This is a genomic window from Micromonospora sp. LOL_023 (assembly GCF_048060115.1).
In the GTDB taxonomy this organism is placed as follows: domain Bacteria; phylum Actinomycetota; class Actinomycetes; order Mycobacteriales; family Micromonosporaceae; genus Micromonospora_E.
This window is the reverse complement of record NZ_JBHMIM010000059.1, coordinates 1-17,949: the sequence shown is the minus strand read 5'-3', so window position 1 is coordinate 17,949 and position 17,949 is coordinate 1. Positions and strand designations below refer to the sequence as shown.

The 17,949-nt window shown below is 70.6% G+C and carries 16 protein-coding genes; 11 read left to right on the top strand and 5 right to left on the bottom strand.

What is annotated here, in order from left to right; translation table 11 throughout:
• Positions 1-345 carry a chorismate mutase gene (locus ACFHVL_RS25650; RefSeq protein ID WP_416631000.1) on the bottom strand — a complete coding sequence of 115 codons (345 nt, stop codon included), beginning with the start codon at positions 343-345 and terminating at the stop codon, positions 1-3.
• Between the two features lie 306 nt (positions 346-651).
• Between ACFHVL_RS25650 and pcrA the strand changes: the two genes are divergently transcribed.
• Positions 652-3,075 (top strand): DNA helicase PcrA, encoded by a 2,424-nt coding sequence (pcrA, locus tag ACFHVL_RS25645; RefSeq protein WP_416630999.1) that lies wholly within the window; start codon positions 652-654, stop codon positions 3,073-3,075.
• 13 nt (positions 3,076-3,088) lie between these two features.
• Here the strand turns inward: pcrA and ACFHVL_RS25640 are convergent, their stop codons facing one another.
• Complete coding sequence (locus tag ACFHVL_RS25640; protein WP_416630998.1) at positions 3,089-4,027, bottom strand: M23 family metallopeptidase; 939 nt, start codon at positions 4,025-4,027, stop codon at positions 3,089-3,091.
• Between the two features lie 285 nt (positions 4,028-4,312).
• Entirely contained in the window at positions 4,313-5,020 is a 708-nt protein-coding gene (locus ACFHVL_RS25635; RefSeq protein WP_416630997.1) for a M23 family metallopeptidase, read from the bottom strand.
• 392 nt (positions 5,021-5,412) lie between these two features.
• Here ACFHVL_RS25635 and ACFHVL_RS25630 point away from each other — a divergent pair, with 392 nt between their 5' ends.
• The 3 genes from ACFHVL_RS25630 (at position 5,413) to sucD (ending at position 8,342) form a co-directional block, all read left to right on the top strand.
• Complete coding sequence (locus tag ACFHVL_RS25630; protein ID WP_416630996.1) at positions 5,413-5,823, top strand: cobalamin B12-binding domain-containing protein; 411 nt, start codon at positions 5,413-5,415, stop codon at positions 5,821-5,823.
• Positions 5,824-6,252: 429 nt separating this feature from the next.
• Positions 6,253-7,449, top strand: a complete 1,197-nt coding sequence (gene sucC / locus ACFHVL_RS25625; protein WP_416630995.1) for an ADP-forming succinate--CoA ligase subunit beta — start codon at positions 6,253-6,255, stop codon at positions 7,447-7,449.
• A 5-nt stretch (positions 7,450-7,454) separates the two neighbouring features.
• Positions 7,455-8,342: a succinate--CoA ligase subunit alpha gene (gene sucD, locus ACFHVL_RS25620; RefSeq protein WP_416630994.1), complete on the top strand. Its 888-nt coding sequence runs from the start codon at positions 7,455-7,457 to the stop codon at positions 8,340-8,342.
• Between the two features lie 107 nt (positions 8,343-8,449).
• Here sucD and ACFHVL_RS25615 read toward each other — a convergent pair whose 3' ends face one another.
• Positions 8,450-8,701 carry a hypothetical protein gene (locus ACFHVL_RS25615; RefSeq protein WP_416631014.1) on the bottom strand — a complete coding sequence of 84 codons (252 nt, stop codon included), beginning with the start codon at positions 8,699-8,701 and terminating at the stop codon, positions 8,450-8,452.
• Positions 8,702-8,860: 159 nt separating this feature from the next.
• Here ACFHVL_RS25615 and ACFHVL_RS25610 point away from each other — a divergent pair, with 159 nt between their 5' ends.
• Positions 8,861-10,126, top strand: coding sequence for a DUF6350 family protein (locus ACFHVL_RS25610; RefSeq protein WP_416630993.1), 1,266 nt, complete (start codon positions 8,861-8,863; stop codon positions 10,124-10,126).
• Positions 10,127-10,244: 118 nt separating this feature from the next.
• Here the strand turns inward: ACFHVL_RS25610 and ACFHVL_RS25605 are convergent, their stop codons facing one another.
• Positions 10,245-10,790 (bottom strand): DUF4190 domain-containing protein, encoded by a 546-nt coding sequence (locus ACFHVL_RS25605; protein ID WP_416630992.1) that lies wholly within the window; start codon positions 10,788-10,790, stop codon positions 10,245-10,247.
• 187 nt (positions 10,791-10,977) lie between these two features.
• Between ACFHVL_RS25605 and purN the strand changes: the two genes are divergently transcribed.
• From purN to ACFHVL_RS25575, 6 genes are all read left to right on the top strand, one after another.
• Positions 10,978-11,592 (top strand): phosphoribosylglycinamide formyltransferase, encoded by a 615-nt coding sequence (gene purN / locus ACFHVL_RS25600; protein ID WP_416630991.1) that lies wholly within the window; start codon positions 10,978-10,980, stop codon positions 11,590-11,592.
• Positions 11,589-13,220: a bifunctional phosphoribosylaminoimidazolecarboxamide formyltransferase/IMP cyclohydrolase gene (purH, locus tag ACFHVL_RS25595; protein ID WP_416630990.1), complete on the top strand. Its 1,632-nt coding sequence runs from the start codon at positions 11,589-11,591 to the stop codon at positions 13,218-13,220. Before purN ends, purH begins: the two co-directional genes overlap by 4 nt.
• A 13-nt stretch (positions 13,221-13,233) precedes the next feature.
• On the top strand, positions 13,234-13,830 hold the full coding sequence (locus ACFHVL_RS25590; protein WP_416630989.1) for a pentapeptide repeat-containing protein: 597 nt from the start codon (positions 13,234-13,236) through the stop codon (positions 13,828-13,830).
• Positions 13,831-13,978: 148 nt separating this feature from the next.
• The gene (locus ACFHVL_RS25585) at positions 13,979-14,851 is read left to right on the top strand and encodes a bifunctional methylenetetrahydrofolate dehydrogenase/methenyltetrahydrofolate cyclohydrolase (RefSeq protein WP_416630988.1); all 873 of its coding nucleotides are present in this window, start codon (positions 13,979-13,981) and stop codon (positions 14,849-14,851) included.
• A gap of 113 nt (positions 14,852-14,964) precedes the next feature.
• Complete coding sequence (mdh, locus tag ACFHVL_RS25580; RefSeq protein ID WP_416630987.1) at positions 14,965-15,915, top strand: malate dehydrogenase; 951 nt, start codon at positions 14,965-14,967, stop codon at positions 15,913-15,915.
• A gap of 228 nt (positions 15,916-16,143) precedes the next feature.
• On the top strand, positions 16,144-17,361 hold the full coding sequence (locus ACFHVL_RS25575) for an NADP-dependent isocitrate dehydrogenase (protein ID WP_416630986.1): 1,218 nt from the start codon (positions 16,144-16,146) through the stop codon (positions 17,359-17,361).
• Positions 17,362-17,949 lie beyond the last annotated feature (588 nt).

Sequence of the window (17,949 nt, the reverse complement as noted above, 5' to 3'; positions counted from 1 at the left end):
TCAGAGTGGGCCGCGGCCGGCCCGGAGGACCAGTAGGGCCAGTTGCGTGCCGTCGGCACCCAGCGCGGCCCGGAAACGGTCGACGATCTCCCGTTCCCGGGACAGCACCAGCCGGGTGCCGCCCGAGGCGATCCGCACCGCGCCGACCTGTCTCGACAGCTCGGCGCGTTCCTGCCACAACGAGATCATCGTTTCGTCGATCTCGTTGATCCGGTTCCGGATAGCCAGGATCCGCTCGGCGGCGTCCGGCGAATCCGTTCCGGTCTGCCGAGGATCACCGGGTTGCGCCCCACCGGTCGGCGGAGCCGCACCGTCGTCGGTCGGCGCTACGGCGTTGGTCCCCATGTCCTGCCTCCTGGGCTGTCAGGTCCCCGGTGGACGCGGAACCCGGAACGCGAAACGCCCCGGGCTCTCGCGAGAGCCCGGGGCGTTTCGTAGGTCTGATGATCAGGCGTGACCCACGGCAGCCGGACTCCCGGAGCCATAGGTAAAGTAAAATCGCGCCTCGCGGATCACGCTCCCGAGTATGCCCAGGCTGCCAGCGCCAGCGCAAGAATACCCGGTCCGGCTAGGGATACCGGCCACTTGCTGAGACGCCGGCGGGCGAGGCCGGGCGAGGCTGTCAGGCCTGCGGCATAGAATCGCCCAGCGATGCATCCACTCTTCGAAACCCCAGCAGCCCCGACGGCGCCCACCGGTGCCGAGGGCCCCGCCAGCGCGGGCGACAACCTGGCCGGCGGCCCGGACACCAACCTGGCCGGCGCGGCGTTGCTGACCGGTCTCAACGGCCCGCAGCGGGCGGCTGTCACCCACGCCGGTGGCCCGCTGCTGATCGTCGCCGGTGCCGGCTCGGGCAAGACCAAGGTGCTGACCCACCGGATCGCGTACCTGCTCGCGGCGCGGCAGACCCACCCCGGTGAGGTTCTGGCGATCACCTTCACCAACAAGGCGGCGGGCGAGCTCAAGGAGCGGGTCGGCAAGCTGGTCGGACCCCGGGCCCGGATGATGTGGGTCTCCACGTTCCACTCCGCCTGCGTGCGGATCCTGCGCGCCGAGCACGAGCACGCCGGGCTGAAATCGACCTTCTCCATCTACGACGCCGACGACTCGCGCCGGCTGATGCAACTCGTCGCCCGCGAGCTCGACCTGGACCCGAAGCGCTATCCGGCCCGTGGTCTGGCCAACCAGGTGTCGAACCTGAAGAACGAGCTGATCGACCCGGAGGAGTTCGCCGGCCGGGCGGCCGGCCCCAACGAGCGGGCCCTCGCCGAGGCGTACACGCTGTACCAGCGACGGCTGCGCGAGGCACACGCCCTCGACTTCGACGACCTGATCATGACGACGGTGCATCTGCTCCAGGCCCATCCGCACGTGGCCGGCAGCTACCGCCGGCGGTTCCGGCACGTGCTGGTCGACGAGTACCAGGACACCAACCACGCCCAGTATCAGCTGATCAAGGAGCTGGTCGGGGACGGCTCGGACGACGTCGCACCGGGCGAGCTGTGCGTGGTCGGTGACGCCGACCAGTCCATCTACGCGTTCCGGGGCGCGACCATCCGCAACATCCTGGAGTTCGAGCGAGACTTCGCCCAGGCCCGCACCATCCTGCTGGAGCAGAACTACCGGTCCACCCAGACCATTCTGAGCGCCGCGAACGCGGTGATCACCAACAATGCCAGCCGCAAGCCGAAACGGCTCTGGAGCGACCAGGGTGACGGCGAGCCGATCGTCGGCTACGTCGCGGACACCGAGCACGCCGAGGCGGACTGGGTGGCCCGGCAGATCGACCGGCTCTGTGACGACGACGCGGCGCGCCCCGGCGACGTGGCGGTCTTCTACCGGACCAACGCCCAGTCCCGGGTCTTCGAAGAAGTCTTCATCCGGGTCGGTCTGCCGTACAAGGTCGTCGGCGGGGTGCGCTTCTACGAGCGCAAGGAGGTCCGCGACGCGCTCGGGTACCTGCGGGCGGTGGTCAACGCCGACGACACGGTGAGCATCCGGCGGGTGCTGAACACCCCACGCCGGGGGATCGGCGAGCGGGCCGAGGCGTGTATCGAGGCGCTGGCCGCCCGGGAGCGGATCTCGTTCGGTGCCGCGTTGGGCCGTGCGGCGCAGGCACCGGGGATCTCCACCCGGGCGGTGAAGGCGATCGACGAGTTCGTGGCGCTGCTGGACGGGGTGCGCGAGCAGGCGGCGACCGGCACCCCGGAGGAGGTCCTGGAGACGGTGCTGCTGCGCTCGGGCTACCTGACCGAGCTGGAGGAGAGCCTGGACCCGCAGGACGCCGGCCGGGTGGAGAACCTGCAGGAGCTGGTCAGCGTCGCCCGCGAGTACACCGAGCGGGTCGAGGCGCAGGACGAGCCGGCGACCCTCGCCGGGTTCCTGGAGCAGGTGGCGTTGGTGGCAGACGCCGACCAGGTGCCCGACGACGACCCGGATCACCAGGGGGTGGTCACCCTGATGACCCTGCACACCGCCAAAGGGCTGGAGTTCCCGGTGGTCTTCCTGACCGGCCTGGAGGACGGCGTGTTCCCGCACCTGCGGGCGCTGGGCGACACCCGGGAGCTGGAGGAGGAGCGGCGGCTGGCGTACGTCGGAATCACCCGGGCCCGCCAGCGGCTGTTCCTGTCCCGGGCGGTGACCAGGGCGGCGTGGGGGCAGCCCGCGTACAACCCGCCGTCGCGGTTCCTGCCGGAGCTGCCGGCGGAGCTGGTCCGCTGGGAGCGGACCGAGGCGGCGTACACCTCATGGTCGGGCACCGGTGGCGGCGTCGGCGGTCGGTCGGCCGCCGCGGACCGGTCGCTGGTCGCGCGGGGCGGCGGCTTCGCCGGCGGTACGCCGAAAGCCGCTCGGCTGGCTCAGCGGCTCGGAGTGGATCCGAGCCGGCTGAGCACGGCCAGCGAGCTGCCGACCGCACCCAAGGTCGAGGCCGGTGAGCGGGTCAACCACCAGCGGTACGGGCTGGGCCGGGTGTTGGCGGTGGAGGGGCACGGGCCGGCCGCCAGGGCTCAGATCGACTTCGGCGATCAGACGATGTGGCTGGTGTTGCGCCACGCGCCGATCGAAAAGGTCTGATTCCGGCGTCCGGTCAACAGCCCAGTTCCACGCCCCGTTCACGCATCCACGGTGCCGGGTCGACCTGGCTCCACAGCCCGCCGAGGTGCACCTCGAAGTGCAGGTGCGGGCCGGTGGAATCGCCGGTGGAGCCTTCCGAGCCGATGACGTCGCCGGGGCCGACCTGGTCACCCACCGCGACGGCGGTCGCGGACAGGTGGGCGTAGTGGGTGAGGACGCCGTCGCCGTGGTCGATCACGACGGAGATGCCGTAGCCGGGGTAGGCCCATCCGGCGACCGAGACGCTCCCGGCGCCGGCTGCCAGCACCGGGGTGCCGGCCGGTAGGGCCAGGTCGACGCCGGCGTGCAGGACGCCCCAGCGCTGTCCGTAGCAGGACGTGGTCTGGGCGCCGGGCATCGGGTTGACCCAGTCCGGGGTGGCGGCGGGCGTCGGCTCGGCCGGGGCGGCTTCGGCGGCCGTCGTTGTCGCGGCGTCGGTGGCCGGTGCCGGGTCAGCGCCCGCCTGAGCGGTCGGATCGCCGTCGGTGGGCTCGGCGGCTCGGCTGGTGCTGCTCTGGGTCGGGGGGGCGTCGGCCGCGCCGAAACCGGCCTGCGCGGTCGGATCGGCGATCGGCGTGGGGCGGCGGTCGCTGCGGTTCGCCCGGTTCGCGGCGTCGGCCCGGTCGGCGAGGGCTGCGGCCGTCGCCGGTTCGACCTGTTCCGGCGTCTCGGGGTAGTTCAGCGCGGTCGCGGCACCGCCGAGCCCGAGCGCCGCGATGGCGAGGGTGGTCAGGGCGATGGTCTGGCTTCGTCGCCCGATGTGCCGGGCACGGTCCGCGGCGTGGCTGCTGAGGCGGTGTGCGGCACCGGGTGCCCGGTGCCGGGCCGGGGTGTTGTTCGGCGTTGCGGTGTTGTTCGGCGTTGCGGTGTTGTTCGGCGTTGCGGTGTTCTCCGAGGGCTCGGTGTGCGGCACGGGGGGACCTCCGCGGTAGGCGGCACGACCTGGAAATGGTGGTGTGCCGACCACGGAGCGTGGGTACTGGGTGCCCGGAGAAGTCACGCAACGTACGTACTACGGGGGAGTTCTGCACCTGACCCGGTAGCTCTGCGTAGTTTGGCTGCGGAGCGTGATGTGACCCTGGTCATAATCTGCCAGGTGACGCAGAACACTTTCCAGGCCCGGCGGGCAACAGCAGACCGCCCAGACCGTACGGTCTGGGCGGTTGACGCTTGGAAGCTCAGCGGCGAGGCCGGCTGCTCAGCCGTAGATTGCCTCGTACTGCAGCTTGATGTCCACTCCCTTGTCCCGCAGCCACGGGATCGGGTCCTTGGGCTCGCCGTCGACATGCACTTCGAGGTGTAGATGGGCACCGTAGGAATGGCCGGTGTTGCCGACGTCGCCGAGCAGGTCGCCGGCCTCTACCCGCTGGCCGACGTTGACTCGTACCCGTGACGCGTGACCGTAGACCGACTCGGTGCCGTCGTCGTGCTTGACGATGACGCAGTAGCCGTACCCGCCGTTCCAGCCGGCGAGGGTGACGGTGCCGGCGTGGACCGAGTGGAACGGGGTGCCTTCGGCGGCGGCGAGGTCGACACCGGCGTGCAGCTTGCCCCACCGCATCCCGTACGGGGAGGTGAAGGTGTAGCCGCGCAGCGGCAGCATCCACACGTCCGGCGCTGCCTGGGTCATCGAGGTGGTCGGCACCCGGTCGGTGTCGCGTGATGCCCGATCCGCGTCGTTGGCGCGTTCGAGTGCCTGGTCGCTGAGTGCGGCCGTGTTCTCCAGGTCGGCCAGTGCCGCCGGGCTGAGGGTCTTGGCGTCGGGCATGGCACCGGCCCCGAGAGCCACGACACCGGCACCGACGACGGCGGTGGTCATGACGGCCGCGTAACGGTTGCGTGGTGGGGTTGGTACGCGGCGGCGACCCCGATATCTATCGGGTTCTGCTGACAGGCGCTGGCGCACGCACACCCTCCGTTGGCGGGTAGTTTGGGCGGCATCGCGAGCGCCGTGGAACCTGATGACTAACGCTCGCTGGCCGGGTTGGCTCTGGCCGAAACCAGAGGACAACCGTGGACACTTTAGCCAACCCCCGGGCATGCCACAACCCGACTCGCAAAAAACTGTTGACGATCTGCGATCGTCCGTTGTGTATTGTCCGATTTCGTAACGTTTTATAGGCCCACTCGTTGGTAACTCCTGGTTACATTCAGCGATACTTATCGCACGTTCAGTTTTGGTCGGCGAGGGTCGCGCCCAGGTTGGACTGGGGCTCCCGGTATGTGCGGGGGTTAGTTAACCTTCGTTAAGCAGGGCCGTGCACGGGACACGACCGCACCGGCAGGAGGCACACAGCGATGGAACCCCGAATCCGGGTGGTGGTGGCCAAGCCCGGGCTGGACGGGCACGACCGTGGGGTCAAGGTGGTGGCCAGGGCACTGCGGGACGCCGGGATCGAGGTCGTCTACACCGGTCTGCACCAGACGCCGGAGCAGATCGTCGAGACCGCGATCCAGGAGGACGCCGACGCCGTCGGACTGTCGGTCCTGTCCGGCGCACACCTCACGTTGTTCCGTCGGGTGCTCGATCTGCTGCGCGAACGCGGCGCCGACGACGTCGTCGTGTTCGGCGGCGGCATCATCCCCGACGCCGACATCGCCGAACTCGCCGCGCTCGGTGTCGCCCGGATCTTCACCCCCGGCGCCAGTACGGCCGACATCGTCGACTGGGTCCGCGGCAACGTTCCCGCGCAGTTGGCCGAGACGTAGGGGCCGGAGAAGTGGCGCCGGGCCGAGGAAATAGGTGAGAGGCCGGACGCACCCCTCACACGTCCGGCCTCTCCATGCACGATGCCCCGCCGCCACCCCTCGACCGACAGGGCATCGGCCGCTTTCGTGTCGGTGCCGCTCGTGCACCGACATCTGAGTCAACGACGCCTGTCACCCGGGGTTACGTGACCCGCCGACCTTTTTCGGTCCCGGTTCCGCCGCCCGCCGCAGGCGCCGGTGGCTCGGAGCCGGGTGGCCGGCTGAACGTGTGCATTTGCGCACACCGTCCGCCCGCCTGCTGGCATGGCCGGACCGGATCGTTAGGCTGCGCCAATGGCCGGTCACGGCTCGTGACCGGAGCAGTCATCTGGATTGCACGCTGGCGGCGGCGCGACGGCGCGCCGCGGAGACGGAACGGGACGCGCAAACGTGGACCTGTACGAGTACCAGGGGCGCGAGCTGTTCGAGCGACACGGGTTGCCCGTGCTCGCCGGCGGTGTCGCCACCACCCCGGAAGAGGCCCGCGCGATCGCCGAGCGCCTCGGCGGCCGTGTCGTGGTCAAGGCCCAGGTCAAGGTCGGTGGTCGCGGCAAGGCCGGCGGCGTGAAGCTGGCCGAGGGCGCCGATGAGGCGACCACCCACGCCACCAACATCCTCGGCATGGACATCAAGGGCCACACCGTCCACAAGGTAATGTTGACGGTGACGGCTGACATCGCCGAGGAGTACTACCTGTCGTACCTGCTGGACCGGGCCAACCGGACCTTCCTCTGCATCGCCAGCGTCGCTGGCGGGATGGACATCGAACAGGTCGCGGCGGAAACCCCGGAGCGGGTGGCGAAGATCGCCATCGACGCCAACGTCGGGGTGGACGAGGCCAAGGCTGCCGAGATCGTGACCGCGGCTGCTTTCCCGGCCGAGCTCGCCGACCAGATCATCGACATCGCGGTCCGCCTGTGGCAGGCGTTCATCGCCGAGGACGCCACCCTGGTCGAGGTCAACCCGCTGGCCCGGACCACCGAGGGCCGGGTGCTCTGCCTGGACGCCAAGGTCACCCTCGACGAGAACGCCGGCTTCCGGCACCCCGACCACGAGGCGATGGTCGACCAGTCCGCCGTCGACCCGCTGGAGCAGCGGGCCAAGGAGAAGGACCTCAACTACGTCAAGCTCGACGGGTCGGTCGGCATCATCGGCAACGGTGCCGGGCTGGTCATGTCCACCCTCGACGTGGTGGCCTACGCGGGTGAGGCCCACGGCGGCGTCAAGCCGGCCAACTTCCTCGACATCGGCGGCGGCGCCAGCGCCGCGGTGATGGCCAACGGGCTGGAGATCGTGCTCTCCGACCCGGACGTACGGACCGTGTTCGTCAACGTCTTCGGTGGCATCACCGCCTGTGACGAGGTCGCGAACGGGATCGTCCAGGCGCTGTCCCTGCTCGAACAGCGCGGCGAGACCGTCACCAAGCCGCTGGTGGTACGCCTCGACGGCAACAACGCCGAAGCTGGCCGGGCCATCCTCGACTCGGCCGCCAACCCTCTCGTCGAGCGGGTCGACACCATGGACGGAGCGGCCGAGCGGGCCGCACAGCTCGCCGCAGCGGCCCCCGGCCGCCCGGAAGGACAGTGATCTAGATGGCGATCTGGCTGACCAAGGACTCCAAGGTCATCGTGCAGGGGATGACCGGCTCCGAGGGCTCCAAGCACACCCGGCGGATGCTCGCCGCCGGCACCAACGTCGTCGGCGGCGTCAACCCGCGCAAGGCCGGCCAGCAGGTCGAGTTCGGCGACGTCAAACTGCCGGTCTTCGCCAGTGTCGCGGAGGCGATGCGGCAGACCGGCGCGGACGTCACGGTCATCTTCGTCCCGCCGGCGTTCTCCAAGGCCGCGGTGGTCGAGGCGATCGACGCCGAGATCCCGCTGGCGGTGGTGATCACCGAGGGCATCCCGGTGCACGACTCGACCGCCTTCTGGGCGCACAACGTGGCCAACGGCGGCAAGACCCGCATCGTCGGGCCGAACTGCCCAGGCATCGCCTCCCCGGGCGCGTCCAACGCCGGCATCATCCCGGCGGACATCACCCCGGCCGGCCGGATCGGCCTGGTCAGCAAGAGCGGCACGCTGACCTACCAGCTGATGTACGAACTGCGGGACATCGGCTTCTCCACCTGCGTCGGTATCGGTGGCGACCCGGTCATCGGCACCACCCACATCGACGCCCTCGCTGCCTTCCAGGACGACCCGGACACCGACGCGATCGTGATGATCGGTGAGATCGGTGGTGACGCCGAGGAGCGGGCCGCCGACTTCATCAAGGCGAACGTGACCAAGCCGGTGGTCGGCTACATCGCCGGCTTCACCGCGCCGCCCGGCAAGACCATGGGGCACGCGGGCGCGATCATCTCCGGCTCGGCGGGCACCGCCGAGGCCAAGCAGGCCGCCCTGGAGGCGGCCGGCGTGAAGGTCGGTCGTACGCCGAGCGAGACCGCCCGGCTGATGCGCCAGGTCGTCACCGGCGCCTGAGGCACCAACGGTTTCGGGCCGTCGGCCGGGTGCAACCCGGCCGACGGCCCGAAACCGTCCTTGTCGGTGAAATCGGCCAGCCCGGCAGAGGCCCGATGCGAGGCGGATCAGCCGATCGGGTAGTTGCCGGTTCCCCAGACGATGCCGCTGCCGATGATGTTGAGAACGCTCAGCACGATCGCCACCCAGCCCAGCACGGGCGACTTACCGAAGCGTTTGGCGTCGCGGATCGAGAGAAATCCGAACACGACACCGAGGATTCCGCAGCAGAGCAGGCCGATGACGATCCCGAGCACGCCCCACAGGGTGCTCCGGTCGCTGCCGGCAGCCGCCGCAGGTGGTGGATATTGCGTGGACACGAACACCCCCGTCGAATCTGCCCCGACGGCCGGCGGCCGCGCGGTCTGCCCCGACACTAAGGCTTTTCGCCCGGATTGGCGGTGGGTTCGGCGAGTGGCCGGCCAGGCCACGGCGATATTGCCGTCAGTTCATGGCGCCGACGTGCCAAAGTAGGCACGATGGCCGCCCACCCCCCGCAACCCCGGCCGCGATCGGCGGATCGTGGTGCGCCCGACAGTGCCGCCCGGCCACCCCGGCGCGGCCAGCCCCGGCGCGGGCGGGCACCGCTGGTCGTCGCCGCAGCCGTCAACACGTTGTGGGCCGTGCTGGTGTCCTACCTGCCGGTGGCGGCGGTGACGTGGCTCATCCGGCTCGCCGAAGGCGAATCGTCGGTGCCCGGCGCGGCCCAGGTCGGCCTGGCCGCCTGGTTGCTCGGGCACGGCGTACCACTGGAGACCCCGACCGGTCCGCTCGGCCTGCCGCCGCTGATGCTCAGCGTGCTCGCCGCCTGGCGGATCTACCGGGCCGGGGTGCACACCACCCGGGCGATCGGCGCGCGTCGCGGCGGATCAGCGGGCCAGGCCCTGCTCGTCGCGATCGCCGTCGGGATCGCCTACGGCGGCATCGGCGCCGTGGCGGCGGTTGCCACCGACTCAACGGCCACGGCGGCCGACCCGACCCGTGCCGCGCTCGGGACGGGCGTGTTCGGTGCCCTTGCAGCGCTGTTCGGCGCGGCGCGGACCACCGGCACACTGGACCGCCTGTCGCTGCGCTGCCCGGCACCACTACGTAACGGAATCCAGGCCGGGCTCGTCGCGACGCTGCTGGTTCTCGCGGCCGGTGCCGCCGCAGCCGGACTGTCGGTGGCGATCGGTGGCGGGGATGCCGCCGACACCATCGGCGTGTACCGCGCGGGTGTCGCCGGGCAGGCCGGAATCACCGTGCTCAGCATGGCGTACGCCCCCAACGCCACCGTGTGGGCGGCGGCCTATCTGCTCGGGCCGGGCTTCGCGCTCGGTGCGGACACGGCCGTACGGACCAGCGAGGTGACCCTCGGAAGCCTGCCGGCGGTGCCGTTGTTCGCCGGGCTGCCGAACGGGCCGGCGGGCGGACTCAGCGCCGCGCTGCTGGCGCTGCCGGTCCTGGCCGCGATGACCACCGGCTGGGTGCTGAACAGGCGTTGGCAGCCCGCCGTCGGCACTGGGCAGGTCGGCTGGTTCGCGTTGCTGGGCGCGGCCGCGATCAGTGGGCCGATCGCCGGGTTGCTGCTCGGCATGGCCGCCGCCGCCTCCAGCGGTCCGCTCGGTGCCGGGCGGCTCGCCGAGATCGGGCCGGTGCCCTGGCAGGTGGCGGCCGCAGCCGGCGCGGTGGTGACCGTTGCGGCGGTGGCCGGTGCGGCTGCGGCACGGTCGGTCGCGGCACCGACAACGGACCGTACCGGCTGACCCGCAGACGCGCCCCGGGCGACCCGCAGACGCGCTCCGGGCGACCCGCATCGGTCGGGCCGCCCGGAGCACCGGGTCACAAGCGTGCGGTCAAAGCTGCGGCGGTCAAAGCCGCGGCTCAGAAACCGGTGATTCCGCCGCCAGTTTGCAACACGACACCGAGGACGGCGTTCGCGATACCGATCACCACACCGACCGCGCCGCAGATCAGACCGGCCATCGCCTGGCCGCGGTTGTCCGCCAGACCCTGGTCGGCCTTGTTGCGGCCGAGGAAACCGAGCACCACACCGGCGATCGCGGCCGGGATGCCCAGCAGCGGGCAGCACAGCGCGAGCACGATCGAGGTGATACCGACGATCATGCCGACCAGGCCGAGGGTGTTGTTCTTCGGCTGCCCCGGCACGCCGTAAGCGGCCGCAGGGTACGGCTGGCCCGGGACCGGCTGCTGGGCGTACGGGTCGCCGTACGGCTGGCCCGGTGCCGGCTGGCCATAGGCGGGTTGCCCGGAGGTGGGCGGCTGGCCGTACGCCGGCTGCCCGTACGGGTCGGAAGGCTGGCCGTAGGCGGGCTGCCCGTACGGGTCGGAGGGCGGCGATGACGTGGGATCCTGGGGCTGCTGGGGCTGCTGGCCGTACGGATCCTGGCCTGGGTAGCCGGGCTGCACAGGGAACTCCTTCGCGACGACGACGCTCAGGCCGGTCGGAGATCGTGTTTGCCCGAGCGTCCGGCAGCGTATCTGGTCTGCACAAATCTGGTTGGCAGACGGTTCCTCGAGCACCACGGGCGGAGCCGGCCGGACCTGGCCGGGCCGGCTCGACGGGCACCGGTGGGGTGCCGGGTAGGGTGCTCGGGTGACATCGTCCCCGGCCAGACTCGTCGTGCTGGTCTCCGGCTCCGGCACCAACCTGCAGGCGTTGCTCGACGCCGCCACGGATCCGGCGTACGGCGCCGAGGTGGTGGCCGTCGGCGCGGACCGCGACGGCATCGCCGGGCTCGACCGGGCCAAGGCGGCGGGCGTGCCGACGTTCGTGACGAAGGTCGGCAACCACCAGAGCCGGGCGGACTGGGACGCCGCGCTGACTGCCGAGGTCACCGCGCACCAGCCTGACCTGGTCGTCTCGGCCGGCTTCCTGAAGCTGGCCGGCACCCAGTTCCTGACCGCCTTCGGCGATCGTTACATCAACACCCACAACTCGCTGCTCCCGGCCTTCCCGGGTATGCACGGACCCCGGGACGCGCTCGCGTACGGGGTGAAACTGGCCGGGGCCACCCTGTTCTTCGTCGACGCCGGAGTGGACACCGGTCCGATCATCGCGCAGGTGGCGGTGCCGGTCGAGCCGGACGACGACGAGGCGAGCCTCACCGAGCGGATCAAGGAAGCGGAACGGGCGCAGCTCGTCGAGTACGTCGGCCGGCTGGTTCGGCACGGCTGGAGCATCTCGCACCGAAAGGTCACCATCGGATGAACCCGATCACCACTGTCCCCGGCGGCCGTCGCCCGGTCCGTCGTGCGCTGATCAGCGTCTACGACAAGACCGGCCTAACCGAGTTGGCCACCCTGCTGCACGCCGCCGGGGTGGAGATCGTCTCCACCGGGTCCACGGCGACCACCATCGCCGCCGCCGGGGTGCCGGTGGTACGGGTCGAGGACGTCACCGGTTTCCCGGAGTGCCTGGACGGTCGGGTGAAGACCCTGCATCCGCACATCCACGCCGGTCTGCTCGCCGACCTGCGTTCCGGTGCCCACGTCGCGCAGCTCGCCGACCTCGGCATCGCCCCGTTCGACCTGCTGGTGTCCAACCTGTACCCGTTCCAACAGACCGTCGCCTCCGGCGCCGACCTGGACGGCTGCGTCGAGCAGATCGACATCGGTGGCCCGGCGATGGTCCGGGCGGCGGCGAAGAACCACGCCAGCGTCGCGGTGGTCACCTCGGTGTCGGCGTACCCGGTGATCGAGCAGGCCCTCGCCGACGGCGGCTTCACCCTGACCCAGCGCCGCGCCCTCGCGGCGCGTGCCTTCGCCGACATCGCCGAGTATGACGTCGCGGTCGCCGCCTGGTGCGCCCGCGAGCTGGTCGGTGCCGACACCGACGCGGCGGCCGGTGCCGCCGATCAGCCCGTGGCCGGCGGCGGTGAGCTGGCCGACTGGCCCGCGTTCGCCGGTACCGCCCTGCGCCGGGGCAGCGTGCTGCGCTACGGCGAGAACCCGCACCAGCGGGCCGCGCTCTACCTCGACCCGGCGGCACCGGCCGGGCTGGCCCAGGCCGACCAGCTGCACGGCAAGGAGATGTCGTACAACAACTACGTCGACGCCGATGCCGCCTGGCGGGCGGTGAACGACTTCACCGCCCCGGCGGTGGCGATCATCAAGCACGCCAACCCGTGCGGGATCGCGGTCGGCGTCGACGTCGCGCAGGCGCACCGCAAGGCGCACGCCTGCGACCCGGTCTCCGCCTACGGCGGGGTGATCGCGGTCAACCGGCCGGTCACCGCGGAGTTGGCCGGCCAGATCGCGGAGATCTTCACCGAGGTCGTGGTGGCGCCCGGGTTCGACCCCGGCGCGGTGGAGACCCTCACCGCGAAGAAGAACCTGCGACTGCTGGTCGCCCCGGCGTGGCAGCCGGCCGCCGTCGAGTGGCGGCAGGTCACCGGCGGTACGTTGGCGCAGACCGCCGACCGGATCGACGCCGCCGGTGACGATCCGGCGACCTGGCGGCTGGCCACCGGCTCGCCGGCCGACGACGACTCGCTGGCCGATTTGACGTTCGCCTGGCGGGCGGTACGCGCGGTGAAGAGCAACGCGATCCTGCTCGCGGCCGACACCGCGACCGTCGGGGTCGGCATGGGCCAGGTCAACCGGGTCGACGCCGCGCAGTTGGCGGTAAGCCGGGCCGGGGCCGGTCGGGTCAGCGGGGCGGTGGCCGCTTCGGACGCCTTCTTCCCGTTCGCCGACGGTCTGCAGGTGCTGCTCGACGCCGGGGTGCGGGCGGTGGTGCAGCCGGGTGGATCACTGCGCGACGAGGAAGTGATCGCGGCGGCGGCGGCCGCCGGGGCCACCATGTATCTGACCGGCACCCGGCACTTCTTCCACTGAGCCGGACGTGTCGGTGACCCAGCACCGAGTCGAGGAACGGATCGTCGGCGCCGACTGGGCGCTCGACGAGTTCGAACGGATCCAGTTCGAACGCTGCGAGTTCATCGACGTCGACCTGACCGAGGCGGCGCTGGCCGGCTGCGTGTTCACCAACTGTGTGCTGGCCAACGTACGGGCGAACGCGGCGACCTTCACCCGTTGTGCGTTGCTGCACTGCGTGATCCGGCGTTCGTCGTTGTTCGACGCGACCTTCGACGACTGCAAACTGACCGGCACCCAGTTCCTCGACTGCACCTTGCGGCCACTGCGCGTGGTCGGCGGTGACTGGGCGTTCGTGCTGCTACGCGGGCAGGATCTGACCGGCACGAAGCTGTCCGGGCTGCGACTGCGGGAAGCCGACCTGAGCGAGGCGAACCTGAGCCGGGTCGATCTGACCGGGGCGGACCTCGGCTACGCCCGGTTGACCAACGCGAAGCTGCGCGGGGCGGATCTGCGCGGCGCCGACCTGGCCGGGGTGCAGTTGCGCGGCCTCGATGTCACCGGGGCGCGGATCGACCTGGCGCAGGCGGCGTTGTTCGCGGCCGCGTACGGCGCCGACGTGCGTCCCTGACGGCGACTTTCGGCTGACGTGCCGGTGACCGCTGGCGGCCGTGCCGGTGACCGCTGGCGGCCGTGCCGGTGACTGACGACTGCCGCGGCGGTGACTGCCGGCGAGGTACCGGCCGGGGCGAATCGGGCGACGTGAGACGATCGGCGGCGTGAGCGCGACAATACTGGACGGCAAGGCGGCTGCTGCTGCCATCAAGGATCAACTGCGTACCCGGGTCAAGGCCCTCGCCGAGCAGGGCGTGACTCCCGGGTTGGGGACCGTGCTGGTCGGTGACGATCCCGGCTCCCACGCGTACGTCGACGGCAAGCACCGCGACTGCGCCGAGGTCGGGATCGCCTCGATCCGGCGGGACCTGCCCGTCGACGCCAGCCAGGAGCAGGTGGAGGCGGTGGTCGCCGAGTTGAACGCCGACCCGGCGTGCCACGGCTACCTCGTGCAGTTGCCGATGCCTTCGCAGATCGACACGCAGCGGGTGCTGGAGCGGGTCGACCCGGACAAGGACGCCGACGGGCTGCACCCGGTCAATCTCGGCCGGTTGGTGCTCGGCTTCGACGCGCCGGTCGCCTGCACTCCCCGGGGCATCGTCGAGTTGCTGCGTCGCAACGAGATCCGGCTCCGGGGTGCGGAGGTGGTGGTGATCGGTCGGGGTACCACCGTCGGCCGGCCGCTGGGGTTGCTGCTGACCCGGCGCAGCGAGAACGCCACGGTGACGTTGTGCCACACCGGCACGCTCGATCTGGGCGACCACACCCGGCGGGCGGAGATCGTGATCGCCGCCGCTGGGGTGCCCGGCCTGGTCACCGCTGAGATGATCACACCGGGGGCCACGGTCATCGACGTCGGCATCACCCGGGTGATCGGCGAGAACGGCAAGGGTCAGTACACCGGTGACGTGTCCCCGGACGTCGCCGAGGTGGCCGGCGCGGTCGCCCCGGTGCCCGGCGGGATCGGTCCGATGACGCGGGCGATGCTGCTCACCAACGTGGTCGAGCTGGCCGAACGGGGCATCGCCGGGCGATGAGCTCGCGGCACCGGGCGTGAACTGGGTCTCCGGTCGCGCCCCTGGGCCGCCGAGCCGTTACCTGGCTGATACGGTCCCGACAAATTCGCCCGGTAGCAGGGAGTGAGACGACAATGGGCAAGAAGGTCACCGTCGTCGGGGCCGGCTTCTACGGCTCGACGACCGCGCAGCGCCTGGCCGAGTACGACATCTTCGACACCGTCGTGCTGACCGACATCATCGAAGGCAAGCCCGAGGGACTAGCCCTCGACCTCAACCAGTCGCGGCCGATCGAGGGCTTCGAGACCAAGGTCGTCGGGGCCACCACCGGCGTGGACGGTTCCGGCTACGAGGTGATCTCCGGCTCCGACGTCGTCATCGTCACCGCCGGTCTGCCGCGCAAGCCGGGGATGAGCCGGATGGATCTGCTCGGGGTGAACGCCAAGATCGTTCGTGGGGTGGCGGAGAACGTCGCCCGGTACGCCCCGGACGCGGTCGTCATCGTGGTGTCCAACCCGCTCGACGAGATGACCGCGCTGGCCCAGATCGCCACCGGCTTCCCGCGCAACCGGGTGCTCGGCCAGGCCGGCATGCTGGACAGCGCACGGTTCTCGCACTTCGTCGCGGAGACGCTCGCCGTACCGGTGGCGTCGGTACGCACGCTGACCCTGGGGTCGCACGGCGACACCATGGTGCCGGTGCCCTCGCAGTGCACCGTCAACGGCAAGCCGTTGACCGAGCTGCTGCCAGCGGACAAGGTCGAGGAGCTGGTGGTCCGTACCCGCAACGGCGGCGCCGAGGTGGTCGCGCTGCTCAAGACCGGATCGGCGTACTACGCGCCGTCGGCGGCCGCGGCCCGGATGGCCAAGGCGGTCGCCGAGGACTCCGGCGCGGTGATGCCGGTCTGCGCCTGGGTCACCGGCGAGTACGGCATCGACGGCGTCTACCTGGGCGTCGAGGCGGAGTTGGGCGCGGCGGGCGTGCGCCGGGTGGTCACCACCGACCTGACCGAGTCGGAGCGGGTCGCGCTGGCCGAGGCGGCCGAGGCGGTCCGGGCCAAGCAGGCGGACGTCGCCGGCCTCTGAGCGACGGATTGGAACTGACCGGGGCGGGTCCGGCGGGTGACGCCGGACCCGCCCCGGTGTCGTCGGTGGGATCCCGCCACGGCGTCTGCGGGACCACTGTCCCGGGCCTACCCCGGACTCGCCCTGCGGGTGCCGTTCGTCGCTGCCGTGGTCACCGCCCGCACGCGTCGGCCGGCAATCCAGTACGCTCGTACTGCTAACACGAGTTCCCGAGAGGAGCGCCGGTCGATGGCGAAGATCAAGGTAACGAACCCGGTTGTCGAGCTCGACGGCGACGAGATGACCCGGATCATCTGGAAGCAGATCCGGGAGCAGCTGATCCTGCCCTACCTCGACGTCGACCTGCACTACTACGATCTGTCGATTCAGTACCGTGACGAGACCGACGACCAGGTGACGGTGGACGCCGCGAACGCCGTCAAGCAGCATGGCGTCGGCGTCAAGTGTGCCACCATCACCCCGGACGAGGCCCGGGTCGAGGAATTCGGCCTGAAGAAGATGTGGCGGTCGCCGAACGGCACCATCCGTAACATCCTCGGCGGGGTGGTGTTCCGCGAGCCGATCATCATGTCGAACGTGCCGCGGCTGGTGCCCGGCTGGACCAAGCCGATCATCATCGGCCGGCACGCCCACGGCGACCAGTACAAGGCCTCCGACTTCGTGGTGCCCGGACCGGGTACGGTGACCATCACCTACACCCCGGCCGACGGCAGCGCCCCGGTCGAGATCGAGGTCGCGAACTTCGCCGGTGGCGGCGTCGCGATGGGCATGTACAACTTCGACGAGTCGATCCGGGACTTCGCCCGCGCCTCGCTGCGCTACGGACTGGACCGTGGTTACCCGGTCTACCTGTCGACCAAGAACACCATCCTCAAGGCGTACGACGGCCGGTTCAAGGACCTCTTCGCCGAGGTGTTCGAGGCCGAGTTCGCCGCTGAGTTCGCCGCGGCCGGGATCACCTACGAGCACCGGCTGATCGACGACATGGTCGCCGCCGCGCTCAAGTGGGAGGGCGGTTTTGTCTGGGCCTGCAAGAACTATGACGGTGACGTGCAGTCGGACACGGTCGCGCAGGGTTTCGGCTCGCTCGGTCTGATGACCTCGGTGCTGATGACCCCGGACGGCCGTACGGTGGAGGCCGAGGCGGCGCACGGCACGGTCACCCGGCACTACCGGCAGTGGCAGAAGGGCGAGAAGACGTCGACGAACCCGATCGCGTCGATCTTCGCCTGGACCCGGGGCCTGGCACACCGGGGCAAGCTGGACGGCAACCCGGCGGTCACCGAGTTCGCCAACACGCTGGAGCGGGTCTGCATCGACACCGTCGAGGGCGGCCAGATGACCAAGGATCTGGCATTGCTGATCGGTCGGGACGCCCCGTGGCTGACCACCGACGAGTTCATGTCGGCGCTGGACGCGAACCTGGCCAAGCGCCTGAACGTCTGACCAACGGCTGAGCCGCCCGGGCTTGGCCGCTTACTGACCGGGCTGACCGGGCTGACCGCTTACTGACCGGCGATCCGCCGGCGGGCCTGGCACCGTCACCGGTCCGTCCGGCGGATCGTTGAACCGGGTGGACGTGGTGCCAGTCACGTCCGAGGGGATCTACCGTTAGCGGTCGCCCTGAGCAACATGATGCTGGCGGTCGGTCCTCGGCTGTGATCCAGCAGCCTGCCGTCCCTTCCCTGCGGGGGGCCCTGTCCCGGGCCCCCCGCAACCATCTGTGCTGGCGCCGGCTCTGCTGTGTGCCTCGATCTTTCCGGCGGCGGCCACGTCTGCATCGATGTAGATGGATCTGAATCGGCAATACGCGACGATCTTGCAGTTATCGACGGACAAATAAGACAATAGGTGTCGATAACTGCAAGTCACCCGGTCCCCTTGGGGAGGACGCTGCGCAGGCGTGAAAATGGTGGGTAGGTCGCCCGCCGACGCCGAACGATCTTGGTCTGTCCAGGCCGTGTGCAAGTCTGGCGCCGGGGCCACGGACCTCACGGGTCACGCATTGTCGCTTCGAGCACGCCGGTCAGATTT